Origin of the sequence: Aromatoleum evansii, from assembly GCF_045689615.1 — a bacterium.
Classification (GTDB): domain Bacteria; phylum Pseudomonadota; class Gammaproteobacteria; order Burkholderiales; family Rhodocyclaceae; genus Aromatoleum; species Aromatoleum evansii.
The window spans coordinates 74,846-94,409 of record NZ_CP141259.1 but is presented as its reverse complement, the minus strand read 5'-3'; the positions used below and the strand labels follow the sequence as shown (position 1 = coordinate 94,409).

The 19,564-nt window shown below is 69.1% G+C and carries 16 protein-coding genes; 7 read left to right on the top strand and 9 right to left on the bottom strand.

Going from position 1 to position 19,564, the window contains the following annotated elements; genetic code table 11:
• Position 1: 1 nt before the first annotated feature.
• On the bottom strand, positions 2-343 hold the full coding sequence (locus U5817_RS00390; RefSeq protein ID WP_169131391.1) for a BrnT family toxin: 342 nt from the start codon (positions 341-343) through the stop codon (positions 2-4).
• Positions 344-474: 131 nt separating this feature from the next.
• Between U5817_RS00390 and U5817_RS00385 the strand changes: the two genes are divergently transcribed.
• Positions 475-1,095 carry a LysE family translocator gene (locus tag U5817_RS00385; protein WP_407279320.1) on the top strand — a complete coding sequence of 207 codons (621 nt, stop codon included), beginning with the start codon at positions 475-477 and terminating at the stop codon, positions 1,093-1,095.
• 19 nt (positions 1,096-1,114) lie between these two features.
• Here the strand turns inward: U5817_RS00385 and mobB are convergent, their stop codons facing one another.
• From mobB to def, 6 genes are all read right to left on the bottom strand, one after another.
• Positions 1,115-1,618 carry a molybdopterin-guanine dinucleotide biosynthesis protein B gene (mobB, locus tag U5817_RS00380; RefSeq protein WP_407279319.1) on the bottom strand — a complete coding sequence of 168 codons (504 nt, stop codon included), beginning with the start codon at positions 1,616-1,618 and terminating at the stop codon, positions 1,115-1,117.
• A 34-nt stretch (positions 1,619-1,652) separates the two neighbouring features.
• Positions 1,653-3,041 (bottom strand): sigma-54 dependent transcriptional regulator, encoded by a 1,389-nt coding sequence (locus tag U5817_RS00375; protein WP_169131453.1) that lies wholly within the window; start codon positions 3,039-3,041, stop codon positions 1,653-1,655.
• 99 nt (positions 3,042-3,140) lie between these two features.
• The gene (locus U5817_RS00370; RefSeq protein WP_407281136.1) at positions 3,141-5,180 is read right to left on the bottom strand and encodes a cache domain-containing protein; all 2,040 of its coding nucleotides are present in this window, start codon (positions 5,178-5,180) and stop codon (positions 3,141-3,143) included.
• A 131-nt stretch (positions 5,181-5,311) separates the two neighbouring features.
• Positions 5,312-6,160: a zinc metalloprotease HtpX gene (htpX, locus tag U5817_RS00365; protein ID WP_169131397.1), complete on the bottom strand. Its 849-nt coding sequence runs from the start codon at positions 6,158-6,160 to the stop codon at positions 5,312-5,314.
• A gap of 98 nt (positions 6,161-6,258) precedes the next feature.
• Entirely contained in the window at positions 6,259-7,209 is a 951-nt protein-coding gene (fmt, locus tag U5817_RS00360; protein ID WP_407279318.1) for a methionyl-tRNA formyltransferase, read from the bottom strand.
• The gene (gene def, locus U5817_RS00355; RefSeq protein ID WP_169131401.1) at positions 7,206-7,709 is read right to left on the bottom strand and encodes a peptide deformylase; all 504 of its coding nucleotides are present in this window, start codon (positions 7,707-7,709) and stop codon (positions 7,206-7,208) included. Before def ends, fmt begins: the two co-directional genes overlap by 4 nt.
• A 161-nt stretch (positions 7,710-7,870) precedes the next feature.
• On the opposite strand from def, the gene U5817_RS00350 reads away from it, so the two are divergent.
• The 4 genes from U5817_RS00350 (at position 7,871) to U5817_RS00335 (ending at position 13,236) form a co-directional block, all read left to right on the top strand.
• Positions 7,871-8,896 (top strand): LysM peptidoglycan-binding domain-containing protein, encoded by a 1,026-nt coding sequence (locus U5817_RS00350; RefSeq protein WP_169131403.1) that lies wholly within the window; start codon positions 7,871-7,873, stop codon positions 8,894-8,896.
• Between the two features lie 10 nt (positions 8,897-8,906).
• Entirely contained in the window at positions 8,907-10,064 is a 1,158-nt protein-coding gene (gene dprA, locus U5817_RS00345; protein WP_407279317.1) for a DNA-processing protein DprA, read from the top strand.
• Between the two features lie 16 nt (positions 10,065-10,080).
• Positions 10,081-10,548 (top strand): DUF494 family protein, encoded by a 468-nt coding sequence (locus tag U5817_RS00340; RefSeq protein WP_407279316.1) that lies wholly within the window; start codon positions 10,081-10,083, stop codon positions 10,546-10,548.
• A 105-nt stretch (positions 10,549-10,653) separates the two neighbouring features.
• Positions 10,654-13,236 (top strand): DNA topoisomerase III, encoded by a 2,583-nt coding sequence (locus U5817_RS00335; protein ID WP_407279314.1) that lies wholly within the window; start codon positions 10,654-10,656, stop codon positions 13,234-13,236.
• A 15-nt stretch (positions 13,237-13,251) separates the two neighbouring features.
• Here the strand turns inward: U5817_RS00335 and U5817_RS00330 are convergent, their stop codons facing one another.
• Positions 13,252-14,400 carry an NAD(P)/FAD-dependent oxidoreductase gene (locus tag U5817_RS00330; protein ID WP_407279313.1) on the bottom strand — a complete coding sequence of 383 codons (1,149 nt, stop codon included), beginning with the start codon at positions 14,398-14,400 and terminating at the stop codon, positions 13,252-13,254.
• A 271-nt stretch (positions 14,401-14,671) separates the two neighbouring features.
• Positions 14,672-15,610 carry a hydrogen peroxide-inducible genes activator gene (locus tag U5817_RS00325; RefSeq protein WP_407279312.1) on the bottom strand — a complete coding sequence of 313 codons (939 nt, stop codon included), beginning with the start codon at positions 15,608-15,610 and terminating at the stop codon, positions 14,672-14,674.
• Between the two features lie 148 nt (positions 15,611-15,758).
• On the opposite strand from U5817_RS00325, the gene U5817_RS00320 reads away from it, so the two are divergent.
• Positions 15,759-17,843, top strand: coding sequence for a TonB-dependent receptor plug domain-containing protein (locus U5817_RS00320; protein ID WP_407279311.1), 2,085 nt, complete (start codon positions 15,759-15,761; stop codon positions 17,841-17,843).
• A gap of 135 nt (positions 17,844-17,978) precedes the next feature.
• A complete protein-coding gene (locus U5817_RS00315; RefSeq protein WP_169131417.1) occupies positions 17,979-19,466 on the top strand; it encodes a DegQ family serine endoprotease in 1,488 nt (495 codons plus the stop codon).
• The last annotated feature ends 98 nt before the right edge of the window (positions 19,467-19,564 follow it).

Genomic DNA, 19,564 nt, shown 5'->3' with positions numbered 1-19,564 from the left:
ATCAGTCCTGCTCTCGCCCCGCGCGCGCGCAGCCCGCATCCGGTCGAGCGTCGTCGAAGTCGTTTTCGAGCCAGTCATGATATGCGCTCCTTTCTACCTCACTTGCCGGGCGGAAACTGACGATCCGCCGGGCATCGTCGCGTTGCACATGCACCACCGTGAGAACCGCCAGGACATCGAATACATAGGCGAACGATTGTGTCCTGCTCTCGCCGCTGCGCACACATTCCACGTCCAGGCGATAGGGGCTGTCCAGCACCAGAACCGCATCGAGGAAATCGAGGCCGTGCTTGTCGAGGTTGCCCTGCCGCTTGGCCTCGTCCCAGACGATGTGCGCTTTCATGTTTATTGTAGTAACAACAATTCCCGGCGTCAATATTTTTCGTTACTACGCAAATTTGCTGTACTTCATGTCAAGCAAGATAAAACAATAATGCGTATAACATATAAATACTCATTCCGGCCGGAAAATCCATGATGCTTTCCGCACTCGCCACCATCTGGATCCTGCACCTCGTCGCAACGGTGACGCCGGGCGCGAACACCGTCCTCGTGATGCAGGTCGCCGCCACCGGAATGCGCAGTGCCGCGGCGCGCGCTGCCGCAGGGATCGCCGCGGGTTCCACCCTCTGGGCGGCACTCGCGGTATCCGGTGTCGGTGCCTTGTTCGACGCATTTCCGGACGTGCGCACGGCGATACAGGCGGCGGGAGGTGCCTACCTGACATGGTTGGGCGGGAAGTTCTGCCTGTCCGCGCGCACGGCGCCGGATTGCGGCATCGGCCGGCACGACCGTGCCTTTCGCGTCGGCCTGCTGACCAATCTCACGAATCCGAAAGCCGTCGTATTCTTCGGCAGCATCTTCGCGGCGGCGTTTCCCGCCGATCCCCCGGACTGGCTGTCCGGCGCAGCGATCCTGATCGTCCTGCTGAACGCGCTGAGTTGGTACGGGCTGGTCGCCTACCTGTTCTCGCGCGAGGCGGTGCGGAGCTGGTACTCCGCGCACTCGCACCGGCTGTCCGCCGCGGTCGGCGTGATCCTGGGCGGCGCGGGCCTGAAGCTCGTCCAGCAAGCCTGCAGCGAGATGCGGCCCTGACCGGCCGCCCGCGCCATGACTAGGCCTGCACCATCCTGAACGCGTAATCGACGACGAAGTCCGCGACCGCCTGCGGGTCGTTGATGTCGAGCTGCGGCAACGCGGTGTCGAGCTCGACGTCGGTCGCGACCGCGACGATGTGCGGGTCCTGCAGGTAGAACGGCGCCTCGCGCACCTCGGTGCGGCGCACCTCGATCTTGGGAATCTGCGCGCGCTTGAAGCCCTCGACCAGCACGAGGTCGCAGGGCGAGAGTTTCTGCAGCAGCTCGTCCAACGGCAGCTCCGGATCGCCGCGCAGCTCGTGCATCAGCGACCAGCGCCGCCCCGAGCTGATCAGCACCTCGCGGCAACCGGCATTGCGGTGGCGCCACGAGTCCTTGCCTTCGTGGTCGATGTCGAAACTGTGGTGCGCGTGCTTGATCAGCGACACGTCGAGGCCGCGCCCGCTCAGCACCGCGACGACCTTCTCGATCAGCGAAGTCTTGCCGCTGCCGGACCAGCCGGCAAATCCGATCACTTTCAATGCTCTGTCCTGTCTCACAAGCGCCGGCGCGCACTCACGCGACCGACTCGCCCCACTCCGCGCACTTGCGCTCCAGCGTCTTGCGCGACACCCCCAGGCGCCGCGCCGCTTCCGACTTGTTCCCGCCACATGCATCCAGCATGCGCAGGATGTGGCGCTTCTCGACCTCGTCGAGCGGCAGATCCGTGCCGCCCGCAAGCACGTCGCCACGCGCGCCCAGCGCCTCCACCGGGAAGCCGCCGAGGATCAGCGAGCGCTCGATGAAGTTGCGCAGCTCCCTCACGTTGCCCGGCCAGCCGTAGGCCTCGAGGCGCGCGAACAGCGCGTTCGACAATGCTAGCGGCGGCACCCCCAGCTGCGCCGTCAGCTGCTGCATGAAGTGGCGCACCAGGTCCGGGATGTCCTCGACACGCTCGCGCAGCGGCGGGATCACGACCTCGACCACCGCCAGACGGAAGTACAGGTCCTGGCGGAAGCGCCCCGCGGCGACCTCCGCAGCAAGGTCGCGGTTCGATGCCGCGATGATGCGCACATCCACCGGCACCTCGCGCTCCGAGCCGACCGGGCGCAGCCTGCGCTCCTCCAGAACGCGCAGCAGGCGCGTCTGCAGCGCCAGCGGCAGCTCGCTGATCTCGTCGAGGAAGAGCGTGCCGCCGTGAGCATAGTAGAAAAGCCCGTTGCGCGTCTCGGTCGCGCCGGTGAAGGCGCCCTTCACGTGGCCGAAGAGTTCGCTCTCGATCAGCCCGGCGGCGATCGCCGGGCAATTCACCGGCACGAAGGGGCGCTGCGCGCGCGGACTCATGCGGTGCAGCGCGCGCGCCGCGACCTCCTTGCCGGTGCCCGATTCGCCCAGCAGCAGCACCGTGCTGGGCATCTGCGCGACGCGCCGCAGCACCGTGCGCAGCTCCTCCATCGCCGTCGAGTGCCCGACCAGGCCTTCGACGTCGGCCGAAAGGCCCGCGAGCTCGCGCCGCAGGATGAAGTTTTCGCGCGCGAGGTGGGCGCGCTGGAAGCAGTTCTTGATCGAATTCAGGATCTGGTCGACACGGAAGGGCTTGAGGATGAAATCCGAAGCCCCACCGCGCAGCGCATTGATCGCGGTGTCGAGGTCGGCGAAGGCGGTGATCAGGATCACGTCGCCGACGAAGCCCGACTCGCGCAGCTCGTGCAGCCAGTCGAGACCGGACTTGCCCGGCAGCGCGATGTCGAGGATCAGCAGGTCGAAGTGCAGGCGCGCCATCAGGCGCATCGCGTGCTCGGCGTCCGGCGCGGTCTCCACCAGGCCGCAGCGCGGCTTGAGCGCACGCTCGAGGAAGCTGCGCATGCCCTCCTCGTCATCGACGATAAGGATCGAATGCGCCTGCCAGTTGAATTCCGGAGTTCCGCCGTGGCCCGGCGCGCCCCCGTCCCGCTCATGCTGCATCGCTGTCCTTTTCACGAGTCGCTCGTCTCTGCGAATGCCCGGCCTGCAGTTACATTTTGATAATAACCGAGCATCCGCCGCCTGCGCCCCAACTTCGGCTCACCAGCGCCGCAAAAACCCCGGAGCGCTCGGGGTTTCGTCATAGCGCGCGTCGCGCCGCAGCCACAGCGCGAACTCCGTGCCCTCGCCGGGCCGGCTGTCGACGTCGATGCGGCCGCCGTAGCGCTCGACGATCGTATAGCTGATCGACAGGCCCAGACCGGTGCCGCTGCCCTTCTTGGTCGTGAAGAAGGGGTCGAAGATGTGCGTCAGGTCCTCCGGCGCGATGCCCTGGCCGGTGTCGCGCACGCGGATCACCGCACCCACCGCCGTGCCGTCCTCGCGCCAGTCCGTCGTCGCGAGACTCAGGCGGCCGCCCTCGGGCATCGCCTGCACGGCGTTCACGATCAGGTTGATCAGCACCTGCTGCAGCTCGCTACGGTTGATCTCGATGCGCTCGCCGGCGCCGAAGTCGGTCGCGACCTCGATCGCGCGGCGGTCGAAGTTGTGCTGCGTGAGGAACAGGCAGTCGGCCACGACCTCGTTCACATCCACCGCCTCCGCGTACCCCGCAAACTCGCCCGGGCGCGCGAACTGCAGCAGCTTGGTGACGATCTGGCGGATGCGGTCGGTCTGCTCGTGGATCAGGCGGATCTCCTGACGCACGGGCTCGGCGGCCGGCCCCAGCACATCGCGCATCACGTCCAGGTTGCCCTGGATCACCGCCACCGGATTGTTGATCTCGTGCGCGACGCCCGCCGTCAATTCGCCGATCGCCGCCAGCTTCTCGCTCATCACCAGCTGCTGCTGCGCGCGCCGCAAGGTTTCGTTCGCCTCGCTCAGCTCCGCGGTGCGCTCGGCGACCTTGCAGTCGAGCTCCTCGGCCCAGCGCTGCAATTCCTCGCGCTTGGCCGACAGCGTGTCGAGCAGGTGGTCGAACTCGCCCGCCAGCCGCCCCAGCTCGTCGCGGCTCGCCACGGCGCCGACACGCGCGTCCGCTTCACCCTGCTCGACGCGCTGGATCACCGCGTTCATGCGCTCGATCGGCCGGAACACGCTGCGCGCCCAGCGCAGGCTGAGGACCGCGCCGGCCGCGCTGATGGCGATGAACAGTGCGAACAGCGCCCCCATCGCCATGCGCCCCGCGCTGCGAAAGGGCTCCTCGAGGAAACCCACGTACAGCATCCCGACCCGCTCGCCGCGGCCGTCCGCGATCGGCTCGTAGCCCGAGACGTAATCGTCGTTCACGACGAAGGCCGTGCCCAGCCAGGTCTCGCCGCGCCCCAGCACGCGCTCGCGCACCGCCTGCGACACGCGCGTGCCGAGCGCCCGCGTGTCGCCGAACAGGCGCACGTTGGTGGCGATGCGCGTGTCGTCGAGGAACAGGGTGGCGGTCCCGCGACTGCCGAGCGGCAGCGAGCCGTCGCGATAGACGATGGCGTTGATGCGGTCGACCATTTCCAGATTGCCGTTGAGCAGCACGCCGCCCTCGAGCACGCCCACGAGGTTGCGCTTTTCGTCATACACCGGTGCGGCGGCGTGAATCACCAGTCCCCGGTCCTCTGCGGTGCGCGCATCGGGTGCGGCCGCACGCGTTTCCACCAGCGGCAGCCACGCGCGCTCGCGCAGCGCCGGGGACAAATATTGGAGCGCCTCGGGCGCGAATCGTTCTACCGTCGTCAACGCGGAGCCATTCAGCGCCGACGCCACCGCCGGCCAGACGAGGCGCGGGGTTGCCGCGCCCGCGAGCGGCTGCGACGCCGCCAGCGGACGGCCCTCGCGGTCGAGCAGCAGCAGGAAGTCCAGGCGCCGCGCCGGGGCGAGCTCCGCGAGCAGTGCCGGCAGCGCGGACGGTTGCGCGGCGAGCAGCCCGACCAGGCGGTGCGACTCGGCGAGCGCCTGCACGTCGCTCCCGACGCCGATGCGCACGCGATCGAAATACTCGTGCGCGGTGACGAGGTCGGAACTGATCTTGAAGTTCAGCAGGCGCTCGTAGCCCTCGCTGCCCCAGGTCCATACCAGCCCCAGCAGCACCGGCACCCCGGCCACCAACGGGGCCAGCACCAGCGCGAGCAGCTTGGCGCGGACCGAGCCGCGCAGCCGGTCGGTCCAGCGCGGACGCTGCGGCGCTTCACGATCCGCAGCGCGACCCGTCTGCGTGGGAGCGGCTTCAGCCGCGAACGGGACCGTTGCGCGGCTGAAGCCGCTCCCACCGGACAAGGATGGGAAGCCTAGCGACGCACCATCATCTCGCGCAGGCGGGCGACACGCTCCTGCGTGGACGGGTGGGTCGAGAACAGCCCGCGCAGGCCGCCGCCCGACAGCGGGTTCATGATCATCATCTGCGCGGTCTCGGGATGCGCCTCGGCGGCGTGCATCGGGATGCCACGCGCGTAGGCGTCGATCTTCGCCAGCGCGCTCGCGAGCGCCTCGGGGTCGCCCGAGATTTCCGCGCCGCCGCGGTCCGCGCCGAACTCGCGGGTGCGCGAGATCGCCATCTGGATGATCATCGCCGCCAGCGGGGCGAGGATCATCACGAGGATGGACAGCACCGGATTGGGGCGCTCGTCGTCGCGGCTGCCGCCGAAGAACATACCGAACTGCGCCAGCATCGAGATCGCGCCGGCCACCGTCGCCGAGATCGTCGAGATCAGGATGTCGCGGTTCTTCACGTGCGCCAGCTCGTGCGCCATCACGCCGCGCAGCTCGCGCTCGGACAGCATGCGGATGATGCCGCTGGTCGCCGCGACCGCCGCGTGGTCCGGGTTGCGCCCGGTGGCGAAGGCGTTGGGCTGGTCCTCGTCGATGATGTACACCTTGGGCATCGGCAGGCCGCCGCGCTGCGCGAGCCCGCGCACCATGTTGTACAGGTAGGGCGAGCTGGTCTCGTCGACTTCGCGCGCGTTGTACATGCGCAGCACCATCTTGTCGGAGAACCAGTAGGCCCACACGTTCATCGCGCCGCCGAACAGCAGCGCGATCAGCATGCCCTGCTTGCCGCCGAGCATGCCACCCACGGCACCGAACAGGGCGACGATACCTGCCATCAGGATCGAGGTCTTGAGCCAGTTGCCGAACATGTGCGTATTTCCTTCCTCAGTGATTGGGCTTGTATGACCCCATGTGGGGCCGAACGCCGCGGCTTCAATGCGGGGCGGGGATTTCTCCCCGCGCGCCCTCAGGCTCCGCTGCCGAAGCGTTCGCCTGCACTGACCGGGAATCCGCGCAGAAATTCCCCGACGGGCATGCGCCGGCTGCCCGGCTTCTGCAATTCGACGAGGCGCAGCGCGCCTTCGCCGCAGGCGACGACGACGCCGGAGTCGTCCGCCGACAGCACCGTACCCGGCTCGCCGGTTCCGGCGACGGGCTCTGCGCGCCAGACCTTCACGGCAACCTCGCGCAGCGTGCCGACCGCGCCCGGGAAGGGATTGAAAGCCCGCACCGCGCGGCCGATCTCGACCGCCGGACGGCACCAGTCGATCGCCGCCTCGGCCTTGCCGATCTTTGCCGCGTAGGTCACGCCGGCCTCGGGCTGGGGCTCGGCCTTGAGCGTGCCCTGCGGCAGCGCGCGCAACGCCTCCACCACCATCTCGGCGCCCAGCGCGGCGAGGCGGTCGTGCAGCGTCGCCGTCGTCTCGTCGGGGCCGATCGCCAGCGCACGCCTCATCAGCATCGCGCCGGTATCGAGGCCCTCGTCCATCTGCATGATCGTAATGCCCGTCTCGGCATCGCCCGCCTCGATCGCGCGATGGATCGGCGCCGCGCCGCGCCAGCGCGGCAGCAGCGAGGCGTGGATGTTGATGCAGCCCAGGCGCGGCAGCTCCAGCACCGCCGGCGGCAGCAACAGGCCGTAGGCCGCGACGACGAGGATGTCCGGCGCGCAGGCGGCGAGCGCCGCGCGCTGCTCCTCGGTGCGCAGCTTCTCGGGCTGGTCGACGGCGATGCCGTGCGCCAGCGCGACCTGCTTGACCGGGCTCGCGGTGAGTTTCATACCCCGCCCGGCCGGGCGGTCCGGCTGGGTCAGCACCAGCGGCACCTCGAAACCCGCGGCGAGGATCGCCTCCAGCGCCGCGGCGGCGAATTCGGGCGTGCCCGCGAAGGCAACGCGCAGCGGAGCGGCCGCGCTCACGCGGTGATCCGCGCTTTCTTCGCCAGCCGCGTCTTGATGCGGCCGAGCTTCAACGGCGACAGGTATTCGACGAAGACCTTGCCTTCGAGGTGATCGAGCTCGTGCTGGATGCACACCGCCAGCAGGCCGTCGGCCTCCAGCTCGAAGGGCTTGCCGTCGGCGTCGAGCGCCTTCACGCGCACGCGCTCGGCGCGACGCACACTCTCGTAGATGCCGGGCACGGACAGGCAGCCTTCCTCGCCGATGTGCTCGCCGGATTTCTCGAGGATCTCGGCGTTGATGAACACGCGCAGGTCGGAGCGATCCTCGCTGACGTCGATCACCACCACCCGCTTGTGCACATCGACCTGGGTCGCCGCGAGCCCGATGCCGGGCGCCTCGTACATCGTCTCGGCCATGTCCTTGACGAGCTGACGGATCGAATCGTCCACCTGCGCGACCGGGGCGGCGCGCGTGTGCAAACGGGGGTCGGGATAGCGAAGGATCGGTAGTAGCGCCATAAATGCTTGCCGGGTTAAGTCATTACGTGCAGAATTTCAAGTGCTTTGGCATGCTGTCGGGGTCGCCCCGGCATTCGAATCGAGTCTGCGGATTGGATCCTCGACCGGCGGAACGCGTTCCGGTAGCGGAAAATCCGGTCCGTTCCAATCGGAAGCGAGCGATGACCCGCATTATATTCCCTCTCCTCTTCAGCGTAGCGACCCTTCTCGGCGCGCCCGCGCTCGCGGCACCGGCCACGATCGCCGACGACGCCCCCGACAGCCACACGGTCGTGCGCGGCGACACGCTGTGGGGAATCTCGGGCAAGTTCCTCAAGGAACCCTGGCGCTGGCCCGAAGTGTGGCGGCTCAACCGCGACCAGATCCGCAACCCGCACCTGATCTACCCCGGCCAGATCATCGTGCTCGACCGCAGCGGCCCCTACCTGTCGATCGGCCGTCGCGTCGGCGACCAGAAACTGCAGCCGCAGGCCTATCACGAAGACCTCAGGGACGCCGTGGCCAGCATCCCGATGCAGGACATCGAGCCCTTCCTGACCAAGCCGCTGGTCGTTGACGAAGCACGCCTGGCCGACGCGGGCACCGTGGTCGCGACCGAGACGAGCCGCGTCTACATGGGCCCCGGCGACACGATCTTCGCCAAGAACATCAAGGAAGACCAGAAGGTCTGGCAGGTGCTGCGCCCGGCCAAGCCGCTCGTCGACCCGGTCACCAAGGAAGTCCTCGGTTACGAGGCCATGTACCTCGGCGCCGCGCGCGTCACCGAGAACGGCACGCCGGCCACGCTCGAGATCCTCAGCGCGGTCGAGGAGATCGGCACCGGCGACCGCCTGCTGGTCAGCGACAAGCCCGAGATCTTCTCGTACATGCCGCACGCGCCTGAGAGCCAGGTTGCCGGCCGCCTGATCGGCATCTACCGCGGCGTCGCCGAAACCGGCCGCAATCATGTGGTGACGCTCAACGTCGGCGCACGCGAAGGCATCGAGCGCGGCCACGTGCTGGCACTGCACCGCAATCGCGGCTCGGTCGTGTACAAGGACGACGACGGCAACAAGGAAACCTACAACCTGCCGGAGAAGCGCTACGGCCTCGCCTTCGTGTTCCGCGTGTTCGACCGCGTGTCCTACGCCCTGGTGATGGAAACCGACGGCCAGGTTTCGGTCGGCGACAGCGTGCGCAAGCCCTGACGTTCCAGCCGTGGAGGACGATCTCGCCGCCTGGCTGCGGCTGACCCTCCTCCCCGGCATCGGCCCCGAACGCCAGCGCAGCCTGCTCGCGGCGTTCGGACTGCCCGCGCAGGTCTTCGCCGCCGGGCGCAGCGCGGTCGCCGCGGTGGCCGGCGCGGACACCGCCGATCTCCTCCTCGCCGCGCCCGACGAGGCGCGCATCGCCGCGGCCCTCGCGTGGGCCGCGGAACCGGGCAACCACATCCTCACCCTCGGCGACACCGCCTATCCGCGCGGCCTGCTCGAGATCCCCGACCCGCCGGTGCTGCTGTACGTGAAGGGCGATCCGGCCCTGCTGTCGTCGAACGCGCTCGCCATCGTCGGCGCCCGCTCGGCGACGCCGGGCGGCGTCGCGAACGCCCAGGCCTTTGCCCAACACCTCGCCGGCGCCGGCCTCACGATCGTCAGCGGCCTTGCGCTCGGCATCGACGCCGCGGCCCACCGCGGGGCGCTCGAGCAGGCCGACGGCAAGACCGTCGCGGTCATCGGCACCGGTGCAGACCGCGTCTATCCCGCCCGCCACCAGGCGCTCGCGCGCGAAATCGCCCTGCGCGGCGCCATCGTCAGCGAACTGCCGCTCGGGACGCCCGCGCTGCCGCACAACTTCCCGCGCCGCAACCGCCTCATCGCCGGCCTTGCGCGCGGCGTGCTGGTCGTCGAGGCGGCCGTCGGCAGCGGCTCGCTGATCACCGCACGGCTCGCATCCGAATGCGGGCGCGAAGTGCTCGCGATCCCCGGCTCGATCCATTCGCCGCTCGCGCGCGGCTGCCACCGCCTGATCCGCGACGGCGCCAAGCTGGTCGAGACGGCCGCCGACGTGCTCGACGAACTCGCCTGGGGCGAGAGCGCGAGGCCACCCGTGCAGCCGTCCCCGCGCAGCGCGGCACGGGGACGCAAGCGCGCCGCGGAGGACGCTTCGCAAGCCCTGTTCCCCCCGCCTGCGCCAGAGGCAGGCCTGCCGCCGGAGCAGGCCGCGGTGCTCGACGCCCTGGGGCACGACCCGCTCGATGTCGACACCCTGGCCGCACGCAGCGGCTTGACGCTCGATGCGCTCTACGCCATTCTGCTGTCACTGGAGCTCGACGGGCGGATCAGCCGACTCCCCGGCGGGCGCTTCCAGCGCCAATGACTGACGGTGTGCCGCCATGTTCGACATCCTTGTATACCTCTTCGAGAACTACGTTCACGCCGCCGCCTGCCCCGAAATCGACCAGCTCGCCCGCAAGCTTTCGGCGGCCGGTTTCGAGGAGGACGAGATCACCGAAGCCCTCGACTGGCTTTCGGGCCTGCGCAGCATCTCCGATGCCTCGCCGCTCGCGACGACCCCCGCCGCGGGCGCCTTCCGCGTGTATGCGGCCGAGGAAGAGGCGCGGCTCGGCCCCGAGTGCCGCGGCTTCCTCGCCTTCCTGGAGAATGCTGGTGCCCTCGACGCCGGAACGCGCGAGATCATCATCGAGCGTACCCTAGCGCTGAACGGTGTCACGGCCAGCCTCGCCCGCCTGAAGGTGATCGTGCTGATGGTGCTGTGGCAGCGCGAGCTGCCGCTCGACAGCCTGATCGTCGATGAATTGCTCGGCGAAGAAGCCGAAGAAGGCGGGCTGTTGCTGCACTGAGCGAGCCGGCGGCGCTTGCACCCTTGACGGCGGCCTGCTTATCATGCGCCGCTCGATCACCCCATACATGAAAACCGGCAGGGTTTTCCAAGGCGGCCAAGCGGCATGAGCAAGCAACTGATCATCGCGGAGAAACCTTCGGTCGCGCAGGACATCGCCCGCGCGCTGGGCGGCTTCACCAAGGAAAAGGACTACTTCGAGTCCGACGAGTACGTGCTCTCATCGGCCGTCGGCCACCTGCTCGAGCTGGTGGTGCCCGACGAGTACGAGGTCAAGCGCGGCAAATGGACCTTCGCCCACCTGCCGGTGATCCCGCCGCAGTTCGCGCTGAAACCCATCGAGAAGACCGACGACCGCCTCAAGCTGCTGACGCGGCTGATCAAGCGCAAGGACGTCACCGGCCTGATCAACGCCTGTGACGCGGGCCGCGAGGGCGAGCTGATCTTCAACTTCATCGTGCAGCACGCCAAGAGCGACAAGCCGGTGCGCCGCCTGTGGCTGCAGTCGATGACGGCGAACGCGATCCGCGACGGTTTCGCCCAGCTGCGCTCGGCGCAGGAGGTCGAGGGCCTGCGCCAGGCCGCGGTGTGCCGCGCCGAGAGCGACTGGCTGATCGGCATCAACGGCACGCGCGCAATGACCGCGTTCAACTCCAAGACCGGCGGCTTCCACCTCACCACGGTCGGGCGCGTGCAGACGCCGACGCTGGCGATCGTCGTCGAGCGCGAGCAGAAGATCCGCCAGTTCAAGCCGCGCGACTACTGGGAACTGGAGGCCTCCTTCGGCTGCCAGGCCGGCAGCTATGCGGGGCGCTGGTTCGACGAGAAGTTCAGGAAGCCCGAGGGCGACGAGCACGCGACCGCATTCCGCCTGTGGGACAAGGCCCAGGCCGAGGCCATCAAGGCGAAGTGCGACGGCAAGCCCGGCACGGTCACGGAGGAATCCAAGCCCTCGACCCAGCTGTCGCCGCTGCTCTTCGACCTCACCAGCCTGCAGCGCGAGGCCAACGGCCGCTTCGGCTTCTCGGCGCGCGTGACGCTGCAGATCGCGCAGGCGCTGTACGAGAAGCACAAGGTGCTGACCTACCCGCGTACCGATTCGCGCGCGCTGCCGGAGGACTACCTCGGCTCGGTCAAGGACGTGATGCGTGCGCTGCCGATCGAGTACGCGCCCTTCGCGAACGAGATCGCGAAGCAGGGCTGGGTGAAGCCGAACAAGCGCATCTTCAACAACGCCAAGATCTCCGACCACTTCGCGATCATCCCGACCGGCACCGTGCCGAAGAGCCTGTCGGAAGCCGAGCACAAGATCTACGACCTGGTGACGCGGCGCTTCCTGTCGGTGTTCTACCCGGCGGCCGAGTACCGCGTGACGACGCGCATCACGCGCGTCGCGGGCGAGGCCTTCAAGACCGAGGGCAAGGTGCTGGTGAATGCGGGCTGGCTCGCGGTGTACGGCAAGGAAGGCGTCAAGGACGACGAGGACGGCGGCGGCGGCGCGCAGCTGTGCGCGGTGCAGCCGAACGAGACGGTGTCGACCGACGACATCCTCGTGAAATCGCTCGTGACCAAGCCGCCCGCGCGCTACAACGAAGCGACCCTGCTCTCGGCGATGGAGGGCGCGGGCAAGATGGTCGACGACGAGGAGCTGCGCGCGGCGATGGCCGAACGCGGCCTCGGCACCCCGGCCACGCGCGCGCAGATCATCGAGGGCCTGATCGCCGAGCAGTACATCCACCGCGAGGGCCGCGAGCTGATCCCGAGCGCCAAGGCCTTCTCGCTCATCACGCTGCTGAAGGGCCTGGACGTGTCGGCGCTGACTTCGCCGGAGCTCACCGGCGAATGGGAGCACAAGCTCGCGCAGATGGAGCGCGGCCAGCTGTCGCGCCCCGAGTTCATGCGCGAGATCGCCGAGATGGCGCGCGAGGTCGTCGAGCGTGCCAAGCGCTACGAATCCGACACGGTGCCGGGCGACTTCGTCACGCTGGCGACGCCGTGCCCGAAGTGCGGCGGCGTGGTGAAGGAGAACTACAAGAAGTTCGCCTGTCAGGGCTGCGACTGGAGCGCGTGGAAGATCGTCGCCGGGCGGCAGTTCGAGATCGACGAGATCGAGACCCTGCTGCGCGAGGGCAAGGTCGGGCCGTTGATGGGCTTCCGCAGCAAGATGGGGCGGCTCTTCAACGCCGAGATCCGCCTCAACGACGACAAGCAGCCGGAGTTCGACTTCGGCCAGCCGAAGGACGACGGCGAGGGCGCCGAGCCGGTCGATTTCTCCGGCCAGGAGGCGCTGGGCGCGTGCCCGAAGTGCGCCTCGCCGGTGTACGAGCACGGCATGGCCTACGTGTGCGCGAAATCGGTGGGGCCGGAGAAGGCCTGCGACTTTCGCTCGGGCAAGGTGATCCTGCAGCAACCGGTCGAGCGCGAGCAGATGACCAAGCTGCTTGCCGACGGCCGCACCGACCTGCTCAAGGGCTTCGTGTCGACGCGCACCAAGCGCAAGTTCTCGGCCTTCCTCGTGCGTGGAGCGGACGGCAAGGTGGGCTTCGAGTTCGAGCCGAAGACCCCCAAGGCCGGAGCGAAGGCCAAGGCGGGCGACGGAGCCGGCAAGGAAGGCGCGGCGGCCGATTCGGCCGCGAAGGCCAAGCCCGCCGCACGCAAGGCCAGCCCGCGGGCGCGCAAGGAAGCCTGAACCCGGTCGCGCGCGTCAGCGCGCGACGCGTCCGAGCAGGCTGCCGCTTTCGCCGACCGGCTCCCCCACCAGCGCGAAGCCGCGCAGCGCCCCTGCGCGGTCATGGAACAGCGCGCGCACGCCGCGGGCGGTGGCCGATTCGTGCCATTCGCCGGCGACCGGCGGCGGTTCGCACAGCGCCACCGGGCAGCACTCCAGGTTCAGGCGCCGCACGCGCGCCTTCCAGCGCATGCGTGCAGCGTGTCCCGCGAGCACGTCGGCAAGCACCTGCGCACCGGTTTCGATGTCTTCCCCGAGCTCGAACACGCGTCCCTCGAATTCCGCGCAGCCGCCCAGCGCGTGGATGCCCTCGGCCGAACTGCGCATGAGCGCATCGACGACGATGCCCGCTGCGACATCCAGCCCCGCGGCCCTTGCGAGCTGCACGCGCGGGCGCGAGCCCAGCGCGGCGACGACGACGTCGACGGCGAGCGACTGGCCGCCCAGGGTCGTGACCTCGAGCTCGTGCATGCCCTGGTCGATGCGCTGCACGCCGTCCTCGATGCGGATGCGGACGCCGGCCGCCGCGAGCGCGTCGGCGATGCGTTGCGCACACAAGGCGGGAACCCGTCCTCCGAGCAGGTTCGGGCCCGCGTCCAGCAGGCTCACGTCGCAGCCGCCGCGCTTGAGGCTTTCCGCCAGCTCGCAGCCGCGAATGCCGCCGCCGAGGACGGCGACGCGCCCGCGCCCGGCGAGTTCGGAACGCAGGTAGGCGTACTCGGCGAGGCTGCCGACGGTGAGGACGGCCGCTGCGGCGCTGCCGCGCACGTTCGCCGGCCGGACCGATTCCGCGCCCGTCGCGAGCACCAGTTGCGACCAGGGCTGCTCCGGTTGTGCGGGGTTGTCGGTGCGCAGCACGCGGCCGGCGAGGTCGATCGCCAGCGCACGGCGGCGCGGGGTGATGGTGGCCTCGAAGCGGTAGGCCATCTGCTCCGCGGTCGCGATCACCAGTTCGTCAGCGTCGCGCCGATGCGCGAGTCCCGCGGGGAGCTGGTCCTTGGAGTAGGCCGAGGCGTCGTCGGCGCCGATCATGTGGATCGCGCAGTGGCGGTCGCGCTGGCGCAAGGCACGCAACAGCGCGTAGCCGGCGAAGCCGGTGCCGACGATCATGAGCGGTGCAGCCACGGCGCTCCCCCGGGGAAGGCATGGTTTCAACCTAGCCCCCAATGCGAGCGAGGGCGAGGCAATCGTTCACGCCCGCGAGGGCGATCGCGTGAATGCGCGTGTCGTCAGCTTGGTTCGGAAATTGTTCGTGAAGGCACGGATCGTAGGGTGGGAGGAGCGCAGCGCATCCCACCACGCGGCGTTCGTGCCGCCTCCTGGCGCTGGATTGGCGGGATACGCTGCGCTCCTCCCGCCCTACGCAGGCTTGGGGCGCACGGATGTTTCCGCTTCGTCAGGCGAGCTCCAGCGGCACCGCACGACCGATCGGGCGCACGCCGGGCAGCTCGCTCTCGAGGATGGCGGTTCGCAGGACGTCGATCGCACCGCTGCGCGGGTAGGTGACGCGCCACGCGAGCACGACCCGTCGCGAGGGCTCGGGGTCGGAGAAGGGCCGCACGGCGACCAGTGCGTTCTGCGCCGGCAGGTCGTCGGCGGCGGTGCTGGGCAGCACGGTGACGCCGAGGCCGGTAGCGACCATGTGGCGGATCGTCTCCAGCGAGCTGCCTTCCAGCGTGCGCTGCAGACCGCTGACGCTGCGGCAGTGCGGGCACACTTCGAGCACCTGGTCGCGGAAGCAGTTGCCCGCCCCGAGCAGCAGCAGCTGGTCGTCGGCGAGCTTGTCGGGGTCGATGTGCTCCAGCGCCGTCCAGGGGTGGGTCGCGGGCATCAGCACGCGGAAGGGTTCGTCATACACCGGCTGGGCGACCACGCCCGCCTCGTCGAAGGGCAGCGACAGCACGATGACGTCGAGTTCGCCGCGCTTGAGCGCCTCGAGGAGCCGCGTGGTGTAGTTTTCGTGGATGATCAGCGGCATGCGCGGCGCGAGCTTGTGCACGCGTGGAATCAGCCGCGGCAGCAGGTAGGGCGCGATGGTGTAGATCACGCCGAGGCGCAGCGGCCCGGACAGCGGATCCTTGCCGGCGGCGGCGATCTCGGGGATCTGCGCCGCCTCCATCAGCACCTTCTCGGCCTGGGCGACGATGCGCTGGCCGGTGGAGGTGATCTTGACCTCGGTCGCGCTGCGCTCGAACAGCTGCACGCCGAGCTCGTCCTCGACTTTCTTGATCGCGACCGAGAGCGTGGGCTGGCTGACATGGCACTTCTCGGCGGCGCGGCCGAAGTGGCGCTCGTGGGCGAGGGCGATGAGATAGCGGAGATCGGTGAGGGTCATGGGGGTGCGCTGGGCGTTGGCTTGCGCCGAAGATGTTACTCCGCATGGGCAGATCGGGACACCTCCCGCAACCGCGACGACTCGCCGCAGCTTATACTCCGGTTTGCGTCAATGCCCCGCGCCGCGGGGCTTCGAACAATAACAATCTATGTCTTTCTGCTTATATTCACGCGCCGTCGCTGCGGCTTCGATCGCCGCGTGCTCCTGCATCGCGGCCGCCCAGTCCGGCGTCGGGCCGGAAACCTCGCCGGATCCGCTGATTCCGGAATCGAGCTATTTCGACTCGCTCCCGGTGGTGCTCACCGTGTCGCGCATGCCACGGCCGCAGAACGAGGTGCCCGCGGCACTGACCGTGCTCGACCGCGAGACGATCCGCGCGACCGGTTACCGCAGCCTGGACCGCCTGCTGCGCCTGGTGCCGGGCATGCTGGTGGCGAAGGAACGCGGCAGCGAGCAGTGGGTGAGCTACCACGGGCCGAATCGTGACGTGCCGCAGGAGCTGCAGATCCTCATCGACGGACGCTCGGTGAGCGCGGCCTATTTCGGCAGCTTCGGGCGCAATTCCTTCCCGCTGGCGATCGAGGACATCGAGCGCATCGAGGTGGTGCGCGGCACCGATGCGGCCTCCTATGGCACCAACGCCTACATGGGGGTCGTGAACATCATCACGCGCCACACGGCGGAGGAGAGCGGCGCGACGGTCTCGGTCGCGGGCGGCACGGGGGAATATTCCGAGGTCAGCGGCCGCGTGGTCACGCATTCGGGGCCCCTGGGCCTGCGCATCACGGCGCAGCACCTGCGCGACGAGGGCGTGCACGACCTCAACGACAGCCGTGACCGCCACCGCGTGACCCTGCGCAGCGACCTGCAGCTGGGCGAACACGACGAGCTGAGCCTGCTCGCCGGCCTCACCGACATCGCGCGCGGAACGGGTTATCCGAACACGCCGTTCAACTCCCACCCCGAGCGCGACATGGACACGCGCGAGCACTTCGGCCACCTGCGCTGGCGCCATGCCGTCAGCCCGGACGAGGAGTTCCTGCTGTCGGGTTACTACGCGTACGAGCACACCAGCAACGAGTGGGCGGTCAACACGGGACCGTTGCAGGCGATCCTTGGCCCCGCCTCGATTCCGGTGAACGACAACTTCACGACACGGCGCCAGAACCTCGAATTCCAGCACAACCTCTCGCCCCTGCAGGGCTTGCGGCTGAGCTGGGGCGCGGAGTGGCGGCGCGACCAGGTCCATGCACCGTTCATCTTCTTCGGCCGCTCCGATCCGGCCGAGGAAAGCCGGCGCGTATACGCGAACCTCGAATGGCGGGCGGCACCGCAGTGGCAATGGAACTTCGGCGCGATGGCGGAGCGCTTCCAACACGACCGGACCCGCCTGTCGCCGCGCGTGTTCCTCAACTGGCTGCCGAACGAAGCCGAAACCTGGCGCGCCGGATACGCGCGCGCGTGGCGCAACCCGGGGGTGTTCGGCCGCTATAGCGACGTGCGCATCTTCGCGCCGGCCGGCACGCCAATCGCCGGCCTGCTGTTGCAGCACCGCTTCGTACCCAACCCGGGAATCGACCCGGCGCGCCTCGACACCTTCGAGATCGGCCATGCGCGCCGCTTCCCCGCTGTGCAGGGCAGCCTCGACGTGCGCGTGTTCCAGGAGCGCATCCGCGATCAGCTCGTGCGCGAGCAGGCCGAGGTTCCGATCGATAATCCGTTCCAGGGGCTCGTGCAGCGCTTCCTGCCGCCTTCGCAGTGGGGAAACAGCCATGGCACGGTGAAGATCGAAGGCATCGAGACGCAGTTCGACTTCAAGCCGTGGAACGACGGCACGCTGCTGCTGCGCCACACGATGATGCGCGTGCGCACCGACGACGACGGCACCGCCGACAGCGTCGCGCCGTATTCGGCGAGCATCACCTGGCTGCAGCGCATGGGCGCATGGCAGAGCGCGCTGACCCTGCTGCGCGTCGGGCCGGTGCGCGCCGGCAATGGCTTCTCGCCGAGCTTCCATTACACCGTACCGGACTACACGACGCTGGACGCCAGCATCGCGCGCGAGTTCCGTCTGGACGGCGGACAGACGCTGGAAGTGCGGCTGACCGGCCTCAACCTGCTCGGCCGCCACCAGGAACTGGCGAATTTCCCGGTGCAGCAGGCCTCCGGGGACGACGACCCGGTCAATCGCCTCGAACCGATCGTGATGTTGAGCGTCTCGGCGAGCTTCTGACGCATTTCGCTACACGCCGGACTTGAGTCCGGTGCGCTTCGCCCCCAATCTGTGTTGCATGCCGCGGCCGGGAACACCGGCCGCCGCTGTGCGTCTACGCGACGGATTGATGACAACTCTGGGGAAAAGCACAACATGCGCAAGACGATCCTTGTCACCGCCCTGGCGCTGGGCCTCGGCTCCGCCTTCATCGACGGCCTCGCTGTGCCGTCGGCGCTCGCCGCGAGCCCGGTGCCGACGGCCCAGGCGGCACAGCTCAACCGCTTCGGCCTGCCCGATTTCGGCGATCTGGTCGAGCAGGTCGGCCCCGCCGTGGTGAATATCGCGGTGACGCAGAAGGAAAAGGCGCGCCCGATGGGCGAGGACGTGCCGGGCCTGTCGCCCGACGACCCGTTCTACGACTTCCTGCGCCGCTTCGGCGTGCCGATGCCGGGCATGCCCGGGCAGCCGGGGCATGGCAACCGCGGGCCGCGCACCCAGCGCGGCGTGGGTTCGGGCTTCATCGTCAGCAGCGACGGCTACGTGCTGACGAACGCGCACGTGGTCGGCGAAGGCGAGTCGGAGGTGACGGTGAAGCTGATCGACAAGCGCGAGTTCAAGGCCAAGGTGGTGGGCACCGACAAGCGCACCGACATCGCGCTGCTGAAGATCGACGCGACCGGCCTGCCGACCGTGCGCACGGGCGACGCCGAACGGGCGCGGGTGGGCGAGTGGGTGGTCGCCGTGGGTTCGCCCTTCGGTTTCGACAACACGGTGACGGCGGGCATCATCTCGGCCAAGGCACGACGCCTGCCGGACGAGAACTACGTGCCCTTCATCCAGACCGACGTCGCGATCAACCCCGGCAACTCGGGCGGGCCGCTGTTCAACCTCGGCGGCGAGGTGATCGGTATCAATTCGCAGATCTATTCGCGCTCCGGCGGCTTCATGGGCATCTCGTTCGCGATCCCGATCGACGTCGCGCTGAAGGTCAAGGACCAGATCGTGAAGTACGGCCGCGTGCAGCGCGGCAAGCTCGGCATCGCGATCCAGGGGCTGGACAAGGAGCTGGCGCAGTCCTTCGGGCTGACCGAGCCGCGCGGCGCGCTGATCGCGAGCGTGGAGCCCGACAGCGCCGGCGACAAGGCGGGCCTGAAGCCGGGCGACGTGGTGCTGGGCGTGGACGGCACCAGCGTCGGCGAGTCGGCCGACCTGCCGCGCATCATCGGCGACAAGCGCCCCGGCACGAGCGTGAAGCTGGAGATCTGGCGCGAGGGCAAGAGCCGCACGGTGAGCGCGACCCTGGGCGAGATGAATCCCGAGACCCTGGCCGAGGTGCAGGGCGGTGGCGACAAGCCGCGCGGCGAGGATGCGGGCGGCAAGCTGGGTCTGGCGGGCCGGGCGCTGACCAACGAGGAGGCGGCGCAGCTGGGCGTGCGCGGCGGCCTGCTGGTCGAGCGCGTGAATGGTCCGGCGGCGCAGGCGGGCCTGCAGCAGGGCGACGTCGTGCTGGCCGTGAACAACCAGCCGGTGACCACGGTGCAGGCCTTCCGCCAGATGATGGAGAAGGTCGGCAACCGCTTCGCGCTGCTGGTGCAACGCGGCGGCACGCGCATCTTCGTGCCGATCCGCACGGGCAGCTGAAGCCCGCCGCAGCGGGTCCGCGCCGCACACGTGGCGGCGGCGGACCCCGCTGCAGCCAGCCGACGGCCCCGACAGCGGCCCTGTGTGACCTGGGTCAC

Bases quoted from the DNA above. Each gene is read 5' to 3' on its own strand.
- U5817_RS00390 (WP_169131391.1), bottom strand. From the start codon at position 343: ATGAAAGCGCACATCGTCTGGGACGAGGCCAAGCGGCAGGGCAACCTC.
- U5817_RS00385 (WP_407279320.1), top strand. From the start codon at position 475: ATGATGCTTTCCGCACTCGCCACCATCTGGATCCTGCACCTCGTCGCA.
- U5817_RS00375 (WP_169131453.1), bottom strand. From the start codon at position 3,041: ATGCAGCATGAGCGGGACGGGGGCGCGCCGGGCCACGGCGGAACTCCG.
- htpX (WP_169131397.1), bottom strand. From the start codon at position 6,160: ATGTTCGGCAACTGGCTCAAGACCTCGATCCTGATGGCAGGTATCGTC.
- def (WP_169131401.1), bottom strand. From the start codon at position 7,709: ATGGCGCTACTACCGATCCTTCGCTATCCCGACCCCCGTTTGCACACG.
- U5817_RS00350 (WP_169131403.1), top strand. From the start codon at position 7,871: ATGACCCGCATTATATTCCCTCTCCTCTTCAGCGTAGCGACCCTTCTC.
- U5817_RS00340 (WP_407279316.1), top strand. From the start codon at position 10,081: ATGTTCGACATCCTTGTATACCTCTTCGAGAACTACGTTCACGCCGCC.
- U5817_RS00335 (WP_407279314.1), top strand. From the start codon at position 10,654: ATGAGCAAGCAACTGATCATCGCGGAGAAACCTTCGGTCGCGCAGGAC.
- U5817_RS00325 (WP_407279312.1), bottom strand. From the start codon at position 15,610: ATGACCCTCACCGATCTCCGCTATCTCATCGCCCTCGCCCACGAGCGC.
- U5817_RS00320 (WP_407279311.1), top strand. From the start codon at position 15,759: ATGTCTTTCTGCTTATATTCACGCGCCGTCGCTGCGGCTTCGATCGCC.
- U5817_RS00315 (WP_169131417.1), top strand. From the start codon at position 17,979: ATGCGCAAGACGATCCTTGTCACCGCCCTGGCGCTGGGCCTCGGCTCC.